The sequence below is a fragment of the Pseudomonas sp. BGI-2 genome, from assembly GCF_004310295.1.
In the GTDB taxonomy this organism is placed as follows: Bacteria; Pseudomonadota; Gammaproteobacteria; order Pseudomonadales; family Pseudomonadaceae; genus Aquipseudomonas.
This window is the reverse complement of the sequence record NZ_SISB01000015.1, coordinates 25,111-45,141: the sequence shown is the minus strand read 5'-3', so window position 1 is coordinate 45,141 and position 20,031 is coordinate 25,111. Positions and strand designations below refer to the sequence as shown.

At 59.8% G+C, this 20,031-nt stretch carries 17 protein-coding genes, 2 pseudogenes and 1 riboswitch; of the genes and pseudogenes, 11 read left to right on the top strand and 8 right to left on the bottom strand.

The window, feature by feature from the left end:
* Positions 1–23 precede the first annotated feature (23 nt).
* The 4 genes from EYC95_RS12350 (at position 24) to EYC95_RS12335 (ending at position 4,677) form a co-directional block, all read left to right on the top strand.
* Positions 24–1,019 (top strand): metalloregulator ArsR/SmtB family transcription factor, encoded by a 996-nt coding sequence (locus tag EYC95_RS12350; RefSeq protein ID WP_131060605.1) that lies wholly within the window; start codon positions 24–26, stop codon positions 1,017–1,019.
* Between the two features lie 18 nt (positions 1,020–1,037).
* A complete protein-coding gene (gene metK, locus EYC95_RS12345) occupies positions 1,038–2,228 on the top strand; it encodes a methionine adenosyltransferase (protein ID WP_131060604.1) in 1,191 nt (396 codons plus the stop codon).
* A gap of 281 nt (positions 2,229–2,509) precedes the next feature.
* Positions 2,510–4,183, top strand: coding sequence for an NAD-dependent DNA ligase LigB (gene ligB / locus EYC95_RS12340; protein WP_131060603.1), 1,674 nt, complete (start codon positions 2,510–2,512; stop codon positions 4,181–4,183).
* A gap of 98 nt (positions 4,184–4,281) precedes the next feature.
* Positions 4,282–4,677, top strand: coding sequence for a DUF1090 domain-containing protein (locus EYC95_RS12335; RefSeq protein WP_131060602.1), 396 nt, complete (start codon positions 4,282–4,284; stop codon positions 4,675–4,677).
* A 187-nt stretch (positions 4,678–4,864) separates the two neighbouring features.
* On the opposite strand, the gene EYC95_RS12330 is transcribed toward EYC95_RS12335, so the two are convergent.
* Positions 4,865–5,314: a cytochrome c gene (locus tag EYC95_RS12330; RefSeq protein ID WP_131060601.1), complete on the bottom strand. Its 450-nt coding sequence runs from the start codon at positions 5,312–5,314 to the stop codon at positions 4,865–4,867.
* A 128-nt stretch (positions 5,315–5,442) separates the two neighbouring features.
* Here EYC95_RS12330 and EYC95_RS12325 point away from each other — a divergent pair, with 128 nt between their 5' ends.
* Positions 5,443–6,627, top strand: coding sequence for a murein transglycosylase A (locus EYC95_RS12325; protein WP_131060600.1), 1,185 nt, complete (start codon positions 5,443–5,445; stop codon positions 6,625–6,627).
* Between the two features lie 145 nt (positions 6,628–6,772).
* Here EYC95_RS12325 and EYC95_RS12320 read toward each other — a convergent pair whose 3' ends face one another.
* Both EYC95_RS12320 and EYC95_RS12315 read right to left on the bottom strand, forming a co-directional pair.
* Complete coding sequence (locus EYC95_RS12320; protein WP_131060599.1) at positions 6,773–7,156, bottom strand: MAPEG family protein; 384 nt, start codon at positions 7,154–7,156, stop codon at positions 6,773–6,775.
* A 40-nt stretch (positions 7,157–7,196) separates the two neighbouring features.
* Positions 7,197–7,433, bottom strand: a pseudogene (locus EYC95_RS12315) (EamA family transporter); the annotation flags it as partial.
* Between EYC95_RS12315 and EYC95_RS12310 the strand changes: the two are divergent.
* Both EYC95_RS12310 and EYC95_RS12305 read left to right on the top strand, forming a co-directional pair.
* Positions 7,429–7,752, top strand: a pseudogene (locus EYC95_RS12310) (MFS transporter); the annotation flags it as partial. The pseudogenes EYC95_RS12315 and EYC95_RS12310 overlap by 5 nt on opposite strands.
* 154 nt (positions 7,753–7,906) lie before the next feature.
* Positions 7,907–9,172 (top strand): sodium:proton antiporter, encoded by a 1,266-nt coding sequence (locus EYC95_RS12305; protein ID WP_131060598.1) that lies wholly within the window; start codon positions 7,907–7,909, stop codon positions 9,170–9,172.
* Here the strand turns inward: EYC95_RS12305 and EYC95_RS12300 are convergent, their stop codons facing one another.
* Together EYC95_RS12300 and EYC95_RS12295 are read right to left on the bottom strand one after the other, a co-directional pair.
* The gene (locus EYC95_RS12300) at positions 9,173–10,060 is read right to left on the bottom strand and encodes a formate/nitrite transporter family protein (protein ID WP_131060597.1); all 888 of its coding nucleotides are present in this window, start codon (positions 10,058–10,060) and stop codon (positions 9,173–9,175) included. It abuts the gene before it with no gap.
* 186 nt (positions 10,061–10,246) lie between these two features.
* On the bottom strand, positions 10,247–10,651 hold the full coding sequence (locus tag EYC95_RS12295) for an acyl-CoA thioesterase (RefSeq protein WP_131060596.1): 405 nt from the start codon (positions 10,649–10,651) through the stop codon (positions 10,247–10,249).
* Positions 10,652–10,849: 198 nt separating this feature from the next.
* Positions 10,850–10,952, top strand: a riboswitch (S-adenosyl-L-homocysteine riboswitch).
* 23 nt (positions 10,953–10,975) lie between these two features.
* Here EYC95_RS12295 and ahcY point away from each other — a divergent pair.
* The 4 genes from ahcY (at position 10,976) to EYC95_RS12275 (ending at position 16,551) form a co-directional block, all read left to right on the top strand.
* Positions 10,976–12,385, top strand: coding sequence for an adenosylhomocysteinase (gene ahcY / locus EYC95_RS12290; RefSeq protein WP_131060595.1), 1,410 nt, complete (start codon positions 10,976–10,978; stop codon positions 12,383–12,385).
* A gap of 192 nt (positions 12,386–12,577) precedes the next feature.
* Positions 12,578–13,423, top strand: coding sequence for a methylenetetrahydrofolate reductase [NAD(P)H] (gene metF / locus EYC95_RS12285; RefSeq protein WP_131060594.1), 846 nt, complete (start codon positions 12,578–12,580; stop codon positions 13,421–13,423).
* Between the two features lie 196 nt (positions 13,424–13,619).
* Positions 13,620–14,435 (top strand): ABC transporter substrate-binding protein, encoded by an 816-nt coding sequence (locus EYC95_RS12280; protein ID WP_131060593.1) that lies wholly within the window; start codon positions 13,620–13,622, stop codon positions 14,433–14,435.
* 223 nt (positions 14,436–14,658) lie between these two features.
* Positions 14,659–16,551, top strand: coding sequence for a DEAD/DEAH box helicase (locus tag EYC95_RS12275; RefSeq protein WP_131060592.1), 1,893 nt, complete (start codon positions 14,659–14,661; stop codon positions 16,549–16,551).
* 245 nt (positions 16,552–16,796) lie between these two features.
* Here EYC95_RS12275 and EYC95_RS12270 read toward each other — a convergent pair whose 3' ends face one another.
* The 3 genes from EYC95_RS12270 to EYC95_RS12260 form a co-directional block, all read right to left on the bottom strand.
* A complete protein-coding gene (locus EYC95_RS12270) occupies positions 16,797–17,381 on the bottom strand; it encodes a YceI family protein (RefSeq protein WP_131060591.1) in 585 nt (194 codons plus the stop codon).
* A 32-nt stretch (positions 17,382–17,413) separates the two neighbouring features.
* The gene (locus EYC95_RS12265) at positions 17,414–17,965 is read right to left on the bottom strand and encodes a cytochrome b (protein ID WP_131060590.1); all 552 of its coding nucleotides are present in this window, start codon (positions 17,963–17,965) and stop codon (positions 17,414–17,416) included.
* Between the two features lie 264 nt (positions 17,966–18,229).
* Positions 18,230–19,987 carry a flavin monoamine oxidase family protein gene (locus EYC95_RS12260; RefSeq protein ID WP_131060589.1) on the bottom strand — a complete coding sequence of 586 codons (1,758 nt, stop codon included), beginning with the start codon at positions 19,985–19,987 and terminating at the stop codon, positions 18,230–18,232.
* Positions 19,988–20,031 lie beyond the last annotated feature (44 nt).

Genomic DNA, 20,031 nt, shown 5'->3' with positions numbered 1-20,031 from the left:
CCCGTCACTAGACTGCTGGCCTTATGAATTTACGCGTGCCTTCCATTCAACATGACGATTGCGATGAGCTGGCGGCCCTGTGCAAGGCCGGCGGCGATCCTCTGCGGCTGAATGTATTGCGCGCACTGGCCAACGATTCGTTTGGCGTACTGGAACTGGCGCAGATCTTCGGGATGGGTCAGTCGGGCATGAGTCACCACCTCAAGGTATTGGCCCAGGCCGACCTGGTGGCGACTCGCCGTGAAGGCAACGCGATTTTCTACCGTCGCGCCCTGCCCCACACCGACCTGCTGGGCGGCAAGCTGCACGCAGCCTTGCTCGAAGAAGTGGACAACCTGACCCTGCCGGCCGATGTGCAGTCGCGGATCGCTCAGGTCCATGGGCAACGAGCCGCCGCCAGCCAGGACTTTTTCTCACGGGTGGCGGAAAAGTTTCGCGCCCAGCAGGACTTGATCGCCGGCCTGCCGCAATACCGCGAAAGCGTGGTGGCATTGCTCGACAAGCTGAGTTTCAGTGAAGGCGCCACGGCCATAGAAGTCGGCCCCGGCGACGGTGAATTTCTGCCGGAACTGGCGCGCCGCTTCACCCAGGTCACGGCGCTGGACAACAGCTCGGCGATGCTCGAACTGGCGCGTCAGGTCTGCGAACGCGAGACGCTGGCTAACGTCAGCCTGCAACTGGCCGATGCATTGAATGGTGTGAGCCTCAAGGCCGATTGCGTTGTATTGAACATGGTGCTGCACCATTTTGCCGCACCGGCCGAAGCGCTCAAGCACATGGCCGATTTACTGCAACCGAGCGGTAGCCTGCTTGTGACAGAGTTATGTAGCCATAACCAGAGTTGGGCCAGGGAGGCCTGCGGTGATCTTTGGTTGGGGTTTGAACAGGACGATTTGGCCCGTTGGGCCACCGCTGCGGGACTCGCTCCCGGGGAAAGCCTCTATGTAGGCTTACGTAATGGTTTCCAGATCCAGGTTCGCCACTTTCAGCGACCGACTGGCGACACTCACCATCGGTAAATTCAGGAAAAAATCGAGATGAGCGAATACTCCCTCTTCACCTCCGAGTCCGTGTCCGAAGGGCATCCGGACAAAATCGCCGACCAGATTTCCGATGCGGTGCTAGACGCCATCATTGCTGAAGACAAATTCGCCCGTGTAGCGGTCGAGACGCTGGTTAAAACCGGCGTGGCAATCATCGCGGGTGAAGTCACCACGTCGGCCTGGGTCGATCTGGAAGAGATCGTGCGTAACGTCATTCTGGACATCGGCTACAACAGCTCCGATGTCGGCTTCGACGGCGCCACTTGCGGCGTGATGAACATCATCGGCAAGCAGTCCCCTGACATCAACCAGGGTGTCGACCGTGCCAAGCCTGAAGATCAAGGCGCCGGCGACCAGGGCCTGATGTTCGGTTATGCCAGCAACGAAACCGACGTGCTGATGCCAGCGCCGATCACCTTCTCGCACCAGTTGGTTCAGCGTCAGGCCGAAGCCCGTAAATCCGGCCTGCTGCCTTGGCTGCGCCCGGACGCCAAGTCGCAAGTGACTTGCCGTTACGAAGGCGGCAAGGTTGTCGGTATCGACGCCGTTGTACTGTCGACCCAGCACAACCCTGACGTGTCCTACAAAGACCTGCGCGAAGGCGTGATGGAGCTGATCGTCAAGCACGTACTGCCTGCCGAACTGCTGAGCAAAGACACCCAATTCCACATCAACCCGACCGGCCAGTTCATCATCGGCGGCCCGGTGGGCGACTGCGGTCTGACCGGTCGCAAGATCATCGTCGACAGCTACGGCGGCATGGCTCGTCACGGCGGCGGCGCGTTCTCCGGTAAAGATCCATCGAAGGTTGACCGCTCGGCTGCCTACGCGGGTCGTTACGTGGCCAAAAACATCGTCGCTGCCGGCCTGGCCGAGCGTTGCGAGATTCAGGTTTCCTACGCGATCGGTGTTGCCCAGCCGACTTCGATCTCGCTGAACACCTTCGGCACCGGCAAAATCAGCGACGACAAGATCGTCAAACTGGTTCGCGAAGTGTTCGACCTGCGTCCATACGCGATCACCACTATGCTCGACCTGCTGCACCCGATGTACCAGGAAACTGCTGCGTACGGCCACTTCGGTCGCACCCCGGCCACCAAGACTGTGGGCGAAGATACTTTCACCACCTTCACCTGGGAAAAGACCGACCGCGCCGACGACCTGCGTACTGCAGCCGGCCTGTAAGACTTTCCTGGCGGTACCAAAAGCCCCGCACGGTTCGCCGTGCGGGGCTTTTTATTGTCTTGCGCTTTACACCGAGTCGCCCCCTTCGCGAGCAAGCCCGCTCCCACACTGGATCTTCAGTGAAGACAAATTTTGTGTAGACACAGATCCCATGTGGGAGCGGGCTTGCTCGCGAAGAGGCCAGCCCAGGCACCACTAGAAACACCAGGCAAAACACCCACTCTTCCCCCCAGAAAAAACTGACTAACCTTCAAGCATCTCCCTGAGCAAGGACGCTCACGATGCTTCTGCGCCTGTTTTCCGCTTTGTTCCTGACCTTGTTTTGCCTGAGCTCAATTGCCAACGACTGCCCCGACTGGTCACCCGCCCGCGCCCTGGACGAAATCACGGCCCTGCAACAACAAATAGATTTCTGGGACGACAACTACCACCGCAATGGACGCTCACTGGTCGCCGACGAAATCTATGATCAATCCCGCGCGCGATTGAGCGAATGGCGTGAGTGTTTTGACTTGAGTCTTGCGCCCGAACCCTTGCGCACCGCGGGCGGCAAGATTGCCCACCCCATCGCCCACACGGGCCTGGAAAAACTGCGTGACGGTCGTGCGGTCGAGCATTGGCTGCGCGAGCGTAATGACCTCTGGATACAACCCAAGGTCGACGGCGTGGCCGTGACATTGATCTATCGCAACGGCGCACTGCATCAGGCAATCAGTCGAGGTGACGGGGTAAACGGCCAGGACTGGACCGCTTCGGCCCGACTGATCGAAGCCATCCCCCGACAACTGCCGCAACCCTTGGATTTACTGGTGCAAGGCGAACTCTATTGGCGCCTGACCGATCATGTGCAAGCCAAGGCAGGCAGCCTCAACGCCCGCTCCACGGTGGCTGGATTGATGGCTCGCAAAGAGCTGAACGCCGAACAGGCCGGTGGAATCGGGTTGTTTGTCTGGGATTGGCCGCAAGGTCCGGCAAGCCTGCCCGCCCGGGCGGCGGCTCTCGATGAAATGGGCTTCCCGAGTACTGCGCCTTACAGTCAGCCCATCAAGGTTTTTGCCGACGCTGAACAATGGCGCGATCACTGGTATCGCACACCCTTGCCCTTTGCCAGCGATGGCGTTGTTTTGCGTCAGAGCCAGCGTCCACCGGCCGAGCGCTGGCAGGCGCGGCCGTCCTTCTGGAGCGTTGCCTGGAAGTATCCGTTCGCCCAGGCACTGGCCGAAGTACGCAAGGTTCACTTCAAAATCGGGCGGACGGGCCGGATTACACCGGTGCTGGACCTGACGCCCGTGACGCTTGATGACCGACAGATCAAACGCGTGAGCGTCAACTCTCTGCGACGTTGGGAGGAACTGGATATCCGCCCCGGGGATCAGGTGTCCATCAGCCTGGCGGGACTGACCATTCCAAGGCTCGACGGCGTCGTGCTGCGCAGTACCGAACGCGCTGAATTCGACGTGCCATTGGCAGCAGACTTTCATCAGTTGAGTTGCTGGCAACCGACATCAGGATGCAAGAGCCAATTCCTCGCGCGCCTGACCTGGCTCAGCAGCAAGCAGGGACTGGCCTTGCCCCATCTCGGCCCTGGCACCTGGGAGAAACTTTTCGAAACAGGCCGCCTAAACAGCCTGCTGGATTGGTTGACCCTCGATGCTCAAGAGCTTGCTAACATTGATGGCTTCGGTGAGCGCAGCACGGCTCGCCTTTTAAACAGTTTCAACATCGCCCGGCAACGCCCGTTTGCTCACTGGCTCAAAGCCTTGGGGTTGCCGCCGACCGGCCAGGCACGGCTTGCCGATTCATGGCAGGAACTGGCGGATCGAAACACCGAACAATGGCAGGCAGAAGCAGGTATCGGCCCGGGACGCGCGGCGCAATTGAGCGCATTTTTCCGCGACCCGCACGTCCTGGCACTGAGTCAAACATTACGCATGGCCGGGATTGACGGTTTTTAAACGCCGACGACACACGGCAACCCGGGAACCCAAAGGGGCCGACAGGCTCAAACGCCCATCGCCACATCGACCCGATTGTCTTTGCACATGGAGCTTTTATGAAATTTCTTTCACCGCTCGCCTTGTTGACCCTTTGCAGCGTGATGGCCGCTCCCCTGATGGCCGCCGAAAAAGCCCCTGAACTGACCGGCTGCGCCGCGAAGAAACAGGGGATCATCAATCAGATCGAACTGGCCAAATCCCACGGCAACGCCGATCAGCAGGCCGGCCTCGAAACGGCCCTGAGCGAAGTCACCGCCCATTGCACCGATGCCTCGCTGAAGAAGGAACGGGAAAACAAGGTGCTCGACGCCAAGCATGAAGTCAGCAAGCATCAGGCCGACCTGGACAAAGCCATGAAGAAAGGCGATCCGGAGAAGATCGACAAGCGCAAAAACAAACTCGCTGAGTCCCGCAAGGAATTGCAGGACGCACTCGACGAACTGGATAAATAAGCCCCTGAGCTAAGCGAGGGAGCTTTTGTGGCGAAGGGGCTTGCCCCCGTTCGGCTGCGCAGCCGTCGTCATCGTGCAACTCGAGTCTTCAGTTTTATCGAACCGCCGGGTTTTGGGGCCGCTTCGCAGCCCAACGGGGCGATGCGGCGTTCCGACAAGCCCCCTCGCCACAGGAATGCGTTGCCAATCAATGATCCCGAAACTCTTTATGGCAGGCACTACACGCGTCTTCGACTTTCTGCACTGCCGGGCTCAGGTTACTGGCCTTGTAAGGCTGAACCTTGCTGGCAATCACCAAATCACCGGTGGCGGCTTCAAGGGTGCGGACCATTTCCTGGAAACGTGCCTGCTGCTGCCACACATTGTCCTTGGCGCTGGTGTGATCTTCTTCGCGCACCTGCGGAAAATGTTTCCACGGCTCACGGGACAAGGCGTCGAGCTTCACAGCGCCTTCCTCGAATTTCGGACCGTCGAACGGGATACGACCACGCAACATACCGCCCAGATCTTCGCCGGTCTTGAGCATCTGTTTGAAGATCGCCTTGCGCTGGCCCAACGGCGAATTCGGGTCGACTCCACCGCACGCAGACAACGTCAGGCAGGCCAGCAATACAACAGAAAGTCTTTTAAGAGTCATGGGGGCTTCAGGTCACGGGAAACGGCGGCCAGTATCCTCGCGTCATCGGCAAAGACCAATAGCCCTATTATCAATACGGGTTGTTTGAGCGCATGGAGCACTCAGGCAACCGGCAAAGGAATTACTCCATGAACAGCCGTTTCAAGGCATGGCGACACCACCTCGTGTGGACTCTTCCAATGGTGGCCGTGCTCGCTGGCTGCACCGGCGGCGATAAGAACACCCCTAAAACCCACGCGTTGGCGACCTACTCCAGCGCCACTTGGGAAGCGCTGCCGGCAGTGTCCGACAGCGATCTGGTCGCCGGCTTCGGCTCGTGGCGCAGCGCCTGCACCCGACTCAAGGCCGACCCGGTCTGGGGTTCGACCTGTGCGGCCTCCGCCAATGTGCCGCAAACCGCCAACGACATCCGCGGCTTCCTCAAGCAGAACCTCGACGTCTACGGCCTGCGCGCCGCCAATGACAATCCCAACGGTTTGATCACCGGCTATTACGAACCGGTCTACCCCGGCAGCCTGACCCAGACCGAAGTGGCGAGCATTCCGGTATACGGCGTGCCCGAGGACATGATCATTGTCTCTCTGGACAGCATCTATCCGGAACTCAAGGGCAAACGCCTGCGCGGACGACTCGAAGGTCGCGTACTCAAGCCTTACGACGATGCGGCAACGATTGAGACCAAAGGGGTCAAGGCGCCGGTGGTGGCCTGGTTGACCGACCCGATGAACCTGCAATTCCTGCAAATCCAGGGTTCGGGCCGCATCCAGCTCGACGACGGCCGTCAACTGCGCATCGCGTATGCCGACCAGAATGGCCATCCGTATCGGCCGATCGGGCGCTGGCTGGTGGAGCAAGGCGAGCTGAAGAAAGAAGACGTGACCATGGGCGCCATCAGCACCTGGGCCAAGGCCAATCCGTCGCGCATTCCGGAACTGCTGGGCAGCAACCCGAGTTATGTGTTCTTCACCCGTAACCCGGACAGCAACGAAGGCCCACGCGGCTCGCTGAACGTTCCGCTGACGGCCGGTTACAGCGCGGCAGTGGATCGCAAAGTGATTCCGCTGGGCAGTCTGTTGTGGTTATCGACGACTAAGCCGGACGGCACCGCTCTCGTACGGCCGGTGGCAGCGCAAGACACGGGCGGCGCGATTGCCGGCGAAGTGCGTGCGGATTTGTTCTGGGGCACTGGCGAGGCGGCCGGGCAATTGGCCGGGGATATGAAACAGCAGGGGCAGATCTGGATGCTATGGCCTAAAGGCGCGGCGTTGCCGCAAGTGCCTCAAGTTGCCGATGCGGTTAAAGCCAAACCCTGAAATCTGCACTGGCAGTCAGATAGCTTTCGCGGGCAAGCCTCGCTCCTACAGGGATGACCGTCGAACACACATTGTGTGTTCGCCGCAGATCCCCGTAGGAGCGAGGCTTGCCCGCGAAGAGGCCAGAGTAAACACCGCAAATCCGTCAGACTGAAACCACAAAGAAACTGACAATCAACCCCATCCCCACAAACCACACCAACGACCGCAAAATATGCCAGTCCGCCAGGTAACAAATGATGTAGAGCAGCCGACTGGTGATAAACAAAACCGACAGCACATTGATCGTCACTAGCTCGGCATTGCCGGCCAGATGCGCAACGATCACCGCCGCCGCGAACGCCGGGGTCACTTCAAAACTGTTCAGTTGCGCCGCATGTGCGCGTCTACCCAAACCATTCAGCGACTCGAGAAAGTCACGGGGATCATGGTTGTCTTTCAGCCTGTACCCGCCAACGGCCTTGGCGATGCCCGTGCAGATATACGGCAGGAAGATCGCGATCAAAATGCACCACAGAGCAACCGTCATAAAGCAGTCCTTTCTTCAGTTTTAGAATGTTGAGCAGCCGTCAGAACTTCATCACCAAAATACCGACCAGCACCAGCCCACAGGCTAAGAGCCTTGGCCTGCCGAAAGGTTCTTTCAGGTACCGCATACCGAACAGCACCACCAGGATCACGCTGATCTCGCGCAACGCCGCCGCTTCTGCAATCGACCCAAGCTGCATGGCCCACAGCACCAAAGCGTAGCTGAACAACACGCAGAACCCGACCGCCAGCCCCAGTCGCCACTGTTCACGCCAGAACAGTCACTCGGTGATTCCGGCGGCGATTACCCTGGTGCTGTGGGGGATTTTCGCGTTTGCCCTGTGCCCGATTTTGCAATTGCTGATCATCGATCAGGCGCATGAAGCCCCCAACCTCGGCTCGACGCTGAACCAGAGCGCCTTTAACCTCGGCAACGCGGCGGGGGCGTGGATCGGCGGGCTGGTGGTTGCCAGCGGTGCCGATCTGGCGGACCTGCCATGGACCGGCGCGCTGGTCATTGGCCTGACAGTGCTGACCGCGCTGTTCTACATCTATCTGCAACGTCGCGGGGTGGCTGCGGTCAATGTGTCCGGCTGAACAATTGCTTCGCCCATGACATCGCTTTCGCGGGCAAGCCTCGCTCCTACAAGGAATCGCGCAAATCCTGTAGGAGCGAGGCTTGCCCGCGAAGAAACTGACTCGGTGCAACTGCCTGAAACCCCATTTCTCACCTGCCATTCAAGGACCCCGGATGCTCGAACTTGTCGCTGCCTTTATCTGCCTCACCACACTCCTCACCTATGTCAATTTCCGCTTCATCGGCCTGCCCCCGACCATCGGGGTCATGGTCACTGCGCTGATGTTTTCCCTGCTGCTGCAAGGCCTGAGCTTCCTCGGCTACCCCGGCCTCGAAGAACGCATTCAGCAGCTGATCGGCCAGATCGACTTCGGCGATCTGCTGATGAACTGGATGCTGTCCTTTCTGCTGTTCGCCGGCGCCTTGCACGTCAACCTGAATGACTTGCGCAGTTACCGCTGGCCCATCGGCTTATTGGCGACGTTCGGCGTTTTGATCGCCACCGCGGTGATCGGCAGCCTCGCCTATTACATTTTTGCCCTGTTCGGCTGGCACGTGAGCTTCCTCTATTGCCTGCTGTTCGGCGCGCTGATTTCCCCCACCGACCCGATCGCGGTCCTCGGCGTGCTACGGACCGCCAATGCCTCCCAGCCGTTGAAAACCACCATCGTCGGCGAGTCGCTGTTCAACGACGGCACGGCCGTGGTGGTCTTCACCGTGTTGCTGGGCATCGCGCAACTCGGCGAAACCCCGACTGTCGACGCCACGGCCATGCTGTTCGCCCACGAAGCGATTGGCGGCGTGCTGTTTGGAGGGCTGATCGGCTATCTGGTGTACCTGATGATCAAGAGCATCGAGCAGCATCAGATCGAGGTCACGCTGACCCTGGCGCTGGTGATCGGCGGCTCGGCCATGGCGTCGGAGCTGCATGTTTCCGCACCGATCGCGATGGTCGTTGCCGGTCTGATCATCGGCAACCTGGGCCGCAACCTGGCGATGAACGACATGACGCGCAAGTACCTGGACGGTTTCTGGGAACTGCTCGATGACATGCTCAACGCCCTGCTGTTCGCCCTGATCGGCATGGAGTTGTTGTTGCTGCCGTTCAACTGGTTACACGTGCTCGCGGCGAGTTTGCTGGCAGTGGCGATTCTGCTCTCGCGCCTGCTGACAGTGGCGCCGGCCATCGTGCTGCTGCGGCGTTGGCGCACGGTCCCGCGCGGGACGATCCGGATTCTGACCTGGGGTGGTTTGCGCGGTGGTGTTTCGGTGGCGCTGGCGTTGGCCCTGCCGCTGGGCCCGGAGCGTGACTTGCTGCTGAGCATCACCTACATCGTGGTGCTGTCGTCGATCCTGTTGCAGGGTTTGAGTATCGGAAAACTGGTCAAGCACGTGACCCGGGATGAGCCTGCGCCAACGGCACAGGCTGAGCATCACTGATTACTTTTTGCTCTTCTGCGGATCGGGCTCCATGTCCTGATCCGCAGTCTTCTTCGGCGGCCCGCTCTCGCTGCGGATCTGCGCATGGCTGATCAGCGCAAAGATGAAGCTGCCACCGATGATGTTCCCAGCCAGCGTCGGCCCGGCGAACACCAGCCAGAAATCCTTCCACGGCAATTCGCCGGCAAACACCAGGTACGAGACCTCGGCCGAACCGACCACGATGTGGGTGAAATCCCCCAGCGCCATGAGGTAGGTGATGAGGATGATGATCCACATCTTGGCGCTCTCCATCGACGGGATCATCCAGACCATGGTCGCAATCATCCAGCCCGACACGATGCCTTTGGCGAACATCTGGCTGGCGTCGTTTTCCATGATCTTGCGCCCGATATCGAGGAAAGCCAGGTCGGTCTTGCTGTCGAAAATCGGTAGATTCAGCATCACGTAGGCCACCAGCAGCGTGCCGCAGAGATTGCCCACCAGCACCACCGACCACAGGCGCAGCAACCGGCCGAAATTGTTCAGTGTGGGTTTGGTCATGATCGGCAGCACGGCCGTCAGGGTGTTCTCGGTGAACAACTGCTGACGGGCGAGGATCACCGCGAGAAAGCCTGCGCAGTAGCCGAAACTGGCGATGACTTTGAAGCCCTCTCCGTCCGGCAGTCGGGAATTGAGCAGTCCCATGGCCATCAGCGACAGGCCCATGGTCAGGCCGGCGGCCAGCGCCGACCACCACAAGGCGGCGACACTGCGCTCGAGTTCCTGATCGCCCTGGGTACGGATGATTTCGTGCAGCACCGCCGCCCGCGGTGGCTGGTTCTTGTCGACCTCGTGCCGTTCTTCCGGCGACAGGTTTGGGGTCTTGCCTTCTTTCTTGGCGTCCATAAAGCTCCGGAACCGGTGGTGTGTCATGTAGGTACGACACGCGCGGTTCGGAGCTGTTCACTGACCGTCCAAACGAAACCGGCTCTGTAGGAGCGAGCGATGCGGCGTTCCGACTTGCCCGCGAAGGGTTCGGTGGTGACGCAAATGACGCCTTCGCGAGCAAGCTTCGCTCCTACGGGGCTCGCATTACTCGCTGGCGACGTCATCCTTGAATTGGTCTTTGACGTACTTGATCTCAGTCTGGCCATGCGGCGCCGGCAAACCGTCTTCACCCAAATTCACGAAGACAATCTTCTCCACCGTCAGGATGCTTTTACGGGTGATCTTGTTGCGCACTTCGCACTTCAGGGTGATGGAAGTGCGACCGAACTCGGTGGCGGTGATGCCCAGTTCGATGATGTCGCCCTGGCGTGAGGCACTGACAAAATTGATTTCGGAAATGTACTTGGTGACCACACGCTGATTGCCCAACTGGACGATGGCGTAGATCGCCGCTTCTTCGTCGAGCCAGCGCAACAGGCTGCCGCCGAACAGCGTGCCGTTGGGGTTGAGGTCTTCGGGTTTTACCCATTTGCGGGTGTGGAAATTCATATTCACTCCTGAGCGTCTTGCCGAATGATGGGGGGCATCATGGCAGAGCCCGACCCAGGGCTCTATCACGCATCGACTATGGCCTCGATTACCGTTCAGACATTGACCAACAGAAACGCTTTGGAAGTATCGCTGACGCGGCTATAATCGCCACCGTTTCAAAACGGTAACGTTCCATTGCTACCGTTTTCCCGCCACCTGTCCGAGGGGCGCTGCAGCAGGTTCGACCTGTCAGGCTCGGATGGGGCGTTGCTTGACCGTTATCGGTCAGACACTAAACGCACAACGGCGCCCATTCGCATACATTACGAATGGAGGCTCATCATGAGCGCTGTTATCACGCCTGCAGATTTTAACGATTACAAAGTGGCCGACATGTCCCTGGCTGCCTGGGGCCGTCGCGAAACCATCATCGCCGAATCCGAAATGCCAGCCCTGATGGGTCTGCGCCGCAAGTACGCCGGTGAGCAGCCACTCAAAGGCGCCAAGATTCTCGGCTGCATCCACATGACCATTCAGACTGCTGTGCTGATCGAAACCCTGGTTGCCCTGGGTGCCGAAGTACGCTGGTCGTCCTGCAACATTTTCTCGACTCAAGACCAGGCCGCTGCTGCTATCGCCGCTGCCGGCATCGCGGTTTACGCCTGGAAAGGCGAAACCGAAGAAGAGTACGAGTGGTGCCTGGAGCAAACCATCCTCAAGGATGGCGCGCCTTGGGATGCCAACATGATCCTCGACGACGGCGGCGACCTGACCGAGCTGCTGCACAAGAAATACCCGGCGATCCTGGACCGCGTCCACGGCGTCACCGAAGAAACCACCACGGGCGTTCACCGCCTGCTGGACATGCTGGCCAAGGGCGAGCTGAAAATCCCGGCCATCAACGTCAACGACTCGGTGACCAAGAGCAAGAACGACAACAAGTACGGCTGCCGTCACAGCCTGAACGATGCGATCAAGCGCGGCACCGACCACCTGCTGTCCGGCAAGCAAGCGCTGGTCATCGGTTACGGCGACGTGGGCAAGGGCTCCGCTCAGTCCCTGCGTCAGGAAGGCATGATCGTTAAAGTCTCCGAAGTCGACCCGATCTGCGCCATGCAAGCCTGCATGGACGGTTACGAGCTGGTTTCGCCGTTCATCGACGGTATCAACAACGGTACTGAAGCAAGCATCGACAAAGCGCTGCTGGGCAAGATCGACCTGATCGTGACCACCACCGGCAACGTCAATGTTTGCGACGCGAACATGCTCAAAGCCCTGAAGAAGCGCGCTGTTGTCTGCAACATCGGCCACTTCGACAACGAAATCGACACTGCTTTCATGCGCAAGAACTGGGCATGGGAAGAAGTGAAGCCACAGGTTCACAAGATCCACCGTACCGGCGCTGGCGCATTCGATGCCCAGAACGACGACTACCTGATCCTGCTGGCCGAAGGCCGTCTGGTTAACCTGGGTAACGCAACCGGCCACCCAAGCCGCATCATGGACGGTTCGTTCGCCAACCAGGTTCTGGCGCAGATCTTCCTGTTCGGCCAGAAGTACGCCGACCTGTCGCCAGCCCAAAAAGCCGAGCGCCTGACGGTTGAAGTACTGCCGAAGAAGCTCGACGAAGAAGTGGCCCTGGAAATGGTCCGCGGTTTCGGCGGCGTTGTGACTCAACTGACCAAGACCCAGGCCGACTACATCGGCGTGACCGTCGAAGGTCCGTTCAAGCCGCACGCTTACCGCTACTGATTGGACCTGCTGTCCGCTCCCCATGGGAGCGGACTTATGCAGTATCCACGCTCCCCTGTAGAAGCGAAGCTTGCTCGCGAACGCATCACCGCGTTGCTCCTGAAGCACCGCGTCGTTGCTTTCGCGAGCAAGCTTCGCTCCTACAGATAAGCGCGGCGACTGCAAGGCTTACGCGTTTTCAAGGGTATTCCCATGTCCCAAGACCGTCGCTACAGCTTCGAGTTCTTCCCTACGAAGACCGACGCTGGGCATGAAAAACTGCTCGCTACTGCTCGTCAGCTGGCTACGTACAACCCCGATTTCTTCTCCTGCACCTACGGCGCTGGCGGTTCGACCCGTGATCGCACGCTCAACACCGTGTTGCAGCTCGAAAGCGAAGTCAAAGTCCCGGCCGCACCGCATTTGTCCTGCGTTGGCGACAGCAAGGACGACCTGCGCGGTCTGCTGACTCAATACAAGGCTGCCGGCATCAAGCGCATCGTTGCCCTGCGCGGTGACCTGCCTTCAGGTATGGGCATGGCCAGCGGCGAATTGCGCCACGCCAACGACCTGGTTCAATTCATTCGTGAAGAAACCGGCGATCATTTCCACATCGAAGTCGCTGCTTATCCAGAGATGCATCCGCAAGCGCGCAATTTCGAAGACGATCTGAACAACTTCGTGCGCAAGGCCAACGCTGGCGCCAACAGTGCGATCACCCAGTACTTCTTCAACGCTGACAGCTACTTCTACTTCGTCGAGCGTGTACGGGCGATGGGCGTGAACATCCCGATCGTGCCGGGGATCATGCCGATCACCAACTACAGCAAGCTCGCGCGTTTCTCCGACGCTTGCGGTGCGGAAATCCCGCGCTGGATCCGCAAACAGCTGGAAGCCTACGGCGACGACACCCAGAGCATTCAAGGCTTTGGTGAGCAAGTCATCACCGAAATGTGCGAACGGCTGCTGCAAGGTGGCGCACCGGGGCTGCACTTCTACACACTGAATCAAGCTGAAGCGAGCCTGGCGGTTTGGAACAACCTGAAGCTGCCACGCTAGAAGCAAGATCAAAAGATCGCAGCCTCGTTTCACTCGACAGCTCCTACAGGGGATTGCGTACTCTGTATGAGCTGCGAGTGAAACGAGGCTGCGATCTTTTGCATTCAGCGCACTTTTATTGTGCAGCAACACACGGAGATAGAGCTTGTGGATCCGGTTTCTGGCTCTTTGTGAATTCTCGTCGTAATCTCAAGCCATGCCTTTGATCGCCCAGTTACTGACCGTGTTTCTTTTCACTTGCCTGAGCTTCGCCGCCCGGGGCGAGAAGCTGCGCATTGTCACCGAGCCGTGGGCGCCTTATGTCTATGAGCAAGACGGCAAATCCCTGGGCCTGGATTACGAAACCACGGACATCGTCTTCAAACGCCTGGGGATCGAAGTGGACTGGCAGTTCCTGCCGTGGAAACGCTGCCTGTCGATGCTTGAAACGGGCCAGGCGGATGGCGCGCTGGACATCTTTCACAGCGATGAACGCGACGCAACGCTCCTGTATCCCGCCGAACCGCTGTCGGAAGTCGAATTCGTGATGTTCTACGCCAATGAGCGGCCCCATCCGTTTCGCACCCTGGACGACCTGAAAGGCCTGACCGTCGGCACCTCCCCGGGCTATCTCTACAGCAAGGATTTCAGCGAATCGGCCCTGTTCACCCGGGAGCCGGCGCCGACCCATGAAGCCAACTTCGGCAAACTGGTGCGCGGGCGGATCGACCTGCTGATCACCGACCGCCGGGTGGGTCAGCACTTGCTCGACGAATTGGGCATCCGCGACAAGATTACCGAGAACCCGACCGTCATCAGCCACCAGAGCCAGTTCCTGGCGGTGCGCCGCAACGCGGGCATGGACTTGTTGGTGCAGCGCTTCGGCGCCGAGCTCAAACGCTTCAAGCGCGAGCCTGCGTACGCAGAACTGAGCGCCCGTTATGGTGCCGAGCCGGCAGCCGAGGTGAAAACCACCCGAGCCACCGCCGCCAGCGGAAAAACCGTTGAGCAGCAGGAAAGCGGCGCGCAGTGATTGCTCTGTTATACTCCGGCCTTCCCGCCAGGCTCACGCCCGGACGCTCGGACTTGTTCAAGGCATCTCGACACCGCTACAGCGCAGCTTTTCAGCCCGCGCGAGCACTCCAGACGAGCTTTCAAGGCCCAGCAGGACCGGACGGGATTGCGTTCTTCTTAAACGCCATTCGCGCCAGGCAAGACTCCCATTGGGCCAAGCCCTAACTAAAACAGGATTACTCATGTCCTTTGCTTCCCTCGGTCTCTCCGAGGCTTTAGTCCGCGCCATCGAGGCAGCGGGCTATACCGAGCCTACTCCGGTGCAACAGCGGGCCATTCCCGCCGTGTTGCAAGGTCGCGACCTGATGGTCGCGGCTCAGACAGGTACTGGTAAAACCGGCGGCTTCGCCCTTCCGATTCTGGAGCGGTTGTTCCCCAACGGTCACCCGGACAAATCCCAGCGTCACGGCCCGCGCCAACCGCGCGTACTGGTCCTGACCCCTACCCGCGAACTCGCCGCTCAAGTTCACGAAAGCTTCAAGGTTTATGCCCGTGACCTGAAGTTCGTCAGCGCCTGCATCTTCGGCGGCGTCGGCATGAACCCACAGGTTCAGGCCATGTCCCGTGGTGTTGACGTGCTGGTGGCCTGCCCTGGCCGCCTGCTTGACCTCGCCGGCCAAGGCAGCGTCGATTTGTCCCACGTGGAAATCCTCGTGCTGGACGAAGCCGACCGCATGCTCGACATGGGCTTCGTCCATGACGTGAAAAAGGTCCTCGCCCGTCTGCCGAGCAAACGCCAGAACCTGCTGTTCTCGGCGACGTTCTCCAAAGACATCACCGACCTCGCCGGCAAGCTGCTGCACAACCCGGAACGCATCGAAGTCACGCCGCCGAACACCACGGTCGAGCGTATCGAACAGCGCGTATTCCGCCTGGCCGCCAGCCACAAGCGTTCGTTGCTGGCGCACTTGATCACCGCTGGCGCCTGGGAACAGGTTCTGGTGTTCACCCGCACCAAGCACGGTGCCAACCGTCTGGCCGAGTACCTGGACAAACACGGCCTCGCCGCCGTCGCGATCCACGGCAACAAGAGCCAGAACGCCCGCACCAAAGCCCTGGCCGACTTCAAGGCCGGTGAAGTGCGCATCCTGGTCGCCACCGACATCGCCGCTCGCGGCCTCGACATCGACCAGTTGCCACACGTGGTCAACTTCGAACTGCCGAACGTCGACGAAGATTACGTGCACCGTATCGGCCGTACCGGCCGGGCCGGTCGTTCAGGCGAGGCGATCTCGCTGGTCGCTCCGGACGAAGAAAAGCTGCTGAAAAGCATCGAACGCATGACCAAGCAGAAAATTGCCGACGGCAACCTGATGGGCTTCGACTCCAGCGCTGTAGAAGCCGAGAAGCCAGAAGTCCGCGAGCGTCCGGATGTGCGTAACCCGCGCAACCCACGTGGCCCGCGCGGCGACGGTCCGAACGGCACCGGCGGCGGTGGCGGTCGTAAAGACAAGGGCAAGGACAAGGGCGGCAAGGAAAAACCTGCAGCCACTGGCCGTGGTGATCGCCCAGCGCGTGAACACAAGCCACGCGAAGGCACCCCGGCTCGCGAGCAACAGCGCCCGGCTCCTCGCGCCGCAGCTGCTGACCGTGCTCCGGATGAGTTCCTGGACGACGACGTCGATAACTTCGGTAACCGCGTCGACTACGTGCCTCAAGCCAAACCGGCTCAGGGCCGTGGCCGCCGTCCGGGTGCTCCGGCGCAAGGTTCGGCTGCTGGCGCTGGCGCCGGCGCAGGTGCTCCGCGCACCGGCGGCAAGCCTCAGGGTCGCCAAAGTGGTCCGCGCAGCAGCGACGGCGCCACCACCGGCACGCCGCCGGCCAAGCGCAGCGGTCCACGCAACGGCGCTCCACGTGACGGCCAGGCCCGTCGCGAAGAGCCGCGCAACCGTCGCCCGGCCCGCACCGACGATCAGCCGCGCTCAGAACCGGCCGTGCAAAATCCGCGCGGTCCGGCACCGAAGATCATCCATAAAGAGTCGAAGACCGATCGGTTCCCGACGCCAGAGCAACTGGATCAACTGCCAGGCCGTCCACGCGGTGAGAAGCCAGCGTTGCTGACCCGCAATCGCTGATTTAACGCAGTAACAAAAAATGCCCCTGATCTCACGATCCGGGGCATTTTTTTATGCAGCACCGATTAACTGTAGGAGCGAGGCTTGCCCGCGAAGGGGTCGACTCAGCTATGTGATGTGGCCACTGACGCCTTCGCGGGCAAGCCTCGCTCCTACAGGGTTTTAGGGTGCCGCGCAGATATCGCAGGCAATAAAAAACGCCCCTGATCGCAAGATCGGGGGCGTTTTTGTGTCAGGCTCGAATGTTACTTCGCTTTCACACCTTCAAACGAAACGTACAGCTCGACCGCATCGGACGCTGGGCCCAGGTCTTTCTGCTTGCCGAAGTCGGAACGCTTGATGCTGGTAGTGCCTTCGAAGCCGGCACGGTAGCCGCCCCATGGATCCTTGCCTTCGCCCAGGAACGTGGCCTTGACCACAACTGGCTTGGTCACGCCAAGGATGGTCAGGTCGCCGGTCACGTCGGCAGTGTCTTTGCCAGCGGCGTTTTTGCCGGTGGATTTGACGCTGGTGGAGACGAACTTGGCTTTAGAGCCGTTCAGGAAGTCTTTGCTGGCGATGTGTTTGTCGCGCTCGGCATGGTTGGTGAACACGCTGGCGGTGTTCACGTTGAACTCGATCTTGCTGTCTTCCGGCTTGGTAGCGTCGAAGCTGAACGTGCCGTCGATATCCTTGAAGGTACCGGTGATGAAGCTGTAGCCCAAGTGGCTGATCTTGAAGTCAACGAAGGCGTGCTGGCCTTCCTTGTCGACGACGTAGTCAGCCGCCATCACGTTAGCGGACAGCAGAGCCGAACCGATTGCCAGAGCAGCGAGTGTTTTTTTCAACATGCTTTCTATTCCTTTGGAGTCGAGGTTGAACTTCAGGCTTTGCGGCCCAGCATTCGAGTGAGGGTCGCATCACGATCGATAAAGTGGTGCTTCAATGCTGCCAACGCATGGAGACCGGAAAAAATTACCAGCGCCCACGCCAGATACAGATGAATTACACCGGCGGTGTCTGCCTGGTCCGGTAGTCCGGAAACCAGCGCAGGAACTTCAAACAGGCCAAACACCGAAATCCCGACACCGTCTGCGGTGGAAATCAGGTATCCGGCAATCATCACAGCGAACAGGCCGAGGTACAGGAACGAATGACCGAACCTGGCGCCAAGACGCGTCATGCGGCTATACGTTTCCAGTGTCGGCGGTGGCGGGCTGACAACACGCCACAACACCCGCAGGACCATGACGGCCAACAACACCAGGCCAATGCTCTTGTGCAATTCCGGCGCGTCTTTGCGCCAGGTGCTGTAGTAGTCGAGACCAACCATCCACCAGCCCAGCGCAAACAAACCAACGACCGCCAGCGCCACGCCCCAATGCATGAAGATGCTGACCCAACCGTAGCGGGAAGAAGAGTTACGTAGCTGCATTGCCCAAATCCTGTGAGAACTGCGACCAAGACTATCGAGTTATCTATCGATTTAAAGCGGAAAATTTCGCTTTGAAATATCGAGAAATACGATCAAGAGCTTGAAATAGGTGAGTTAAGGAAAGATTAAAGACCCCTGCGTAAAAAAAATGAAGTCCAACTAAAGAACACCTCCGTCATGAGGTTTATTCGATTCTTGATATTGGTTTTCTTCGGGAACATAAAAAAACGCGGCATTTCTGCCGCGTTTCTTTAATCCCAACGCTTACTGCGCTTTGGTATCCGTTGCCGGGGTCGCGGCGGGCTTGGCCGCTGGCTTCTTGGCCGGTTCAGCTTTCTTTACCGGGGCTTTTGCCGGAGCCTTTTTGGCCTCGGTTTTGGCAGCAGGCTTTTTCGCCGGAGCCTTTTTGGTCGGTTCGGCTTTCACCGGTGCCACTGGTTTCGGTGCTTCGACCGGCGCTGGCGCAGGGGTCGGGGCTGGCGTTGGAGCCGGTGCAGGAGCAACCGGAGCCACTGGCTCTGGCGCCTTGACCGGTTCCGGTTTGTCGTCAGAACCACCAAACAGGCTAGTGAAGAAGTTACCTTTCTTCGCCGCCACCGCGCCGGCCGCCACAGCGGTCGCTGCCGGAACAACCTTCGCCGGTTCAAACGACTTGCCCGCCGCCAGGTCTTCAACCTGACTGGCCGCGCGCTGACCGGTGCGCAATGCGCCTTCCAGCGTGCCCGGGTACAAGGTGTCGGTGTGTTCGCCAGCGAACGCTACGCGCTGCAGCGGACGCTCCCACAGGCGCCAGTACTTGCTGATCTGGCCCGGGCCGAAGGCCAGGTAAGCGCCACCCATCGACGGGTCGGTGCTGTAGCGGCGGATTTCATAACCGGTGAACGAACCGCGTGCCTGTGGATAAAACGCGTGCAGGCGAATCAGCACCTGGTCGACCATCTGCTTGTCGCCGAACGCCTGCATCACGCGCGCGTTGTCGCCGGACAGGTTGATCACCACGTTGGCGCCGCCCTTCAGCGCCGGCTCGACCCACAACATGCCCAGACCAGTGTTGCTGTAGATCTCGCCGGACATGCGCGCCTTGCTTTCCCACACTGGCGTCTTGAACTTCAGCATGATCTGGTCGCGCCAGCCGTAGTTGGTGCCTTTGATGGCGCCGAGGTGCTGGGCATCCAGCGCCGGGGTCATCACGATTTTGTTCAGTGCACGCAACGGCACCGCTACCACGACGTAGTCCGCCTGATAGCCAACGCTGCCGACTTTGACGGTCACGCCGTCCTTGTCTTGGGTGATGGACGACACCGGGGAACTGGTCTTGATGGTTTTCAGCTGTTTGACGAAGGCCTGGGCCAGCACCGGGCTACCGCCGAGCAGACGCGAGGCACGCAGGTCACGGTCGGAGACGCCACGGTAAACACGGCTCTGCTGTGCGAAATACAGCAGCGACAGGCGCGAAGGTTCGTCGTAACGGGTACGAATCTGCTGGTTCACCAACTGGCGTGCAGTGGCTGGCAGGCTCAAACGGTCGAGCCAGTTGGAGACGTTGATCTGATCCAGAGCGTGCAGCGTATTGTTGGCCGCCGGGTTCTGTGGATCTTCGATCGAGCGCGCCAGATCATCCACGGTTTTTTCGTAGCGCTTGAGCGCTTCGGCGGTGGCCGGCTCCTTGGTTGCCAAGTCGGCAGCGGTGTAATACACGCCATCGATCAAGTAGCTCGGAGTCCGCACGAATTCAGGGGCTGGTGTGGTGCTCAGCTTGAAGGTCGATACGTATTTGTTCAGCACCGGTTGGGTCTTGTCGTTGCCGATCCACTCGCTGGTGGCCATGCCGGAGCGACCGCCCAGGTTCGGCTTGGCTTCCAGCAGAGTCACCTGCCAGCCTTTGTTCTGCAGTTCGTAAGCCGCAGTGAGGCCCGAGAGCCCGCCGCCGATCACGATCGCCGTTTTATCCTTGGCCAGCGCAGACACGCTGAACAGCCCCAACATCACCAGCGCACAGGCGCGCAGCCAACCAGCAGACATTCAGCGAACTCCGGAAATACACGAGGAAATAGCGGTTTTACGAG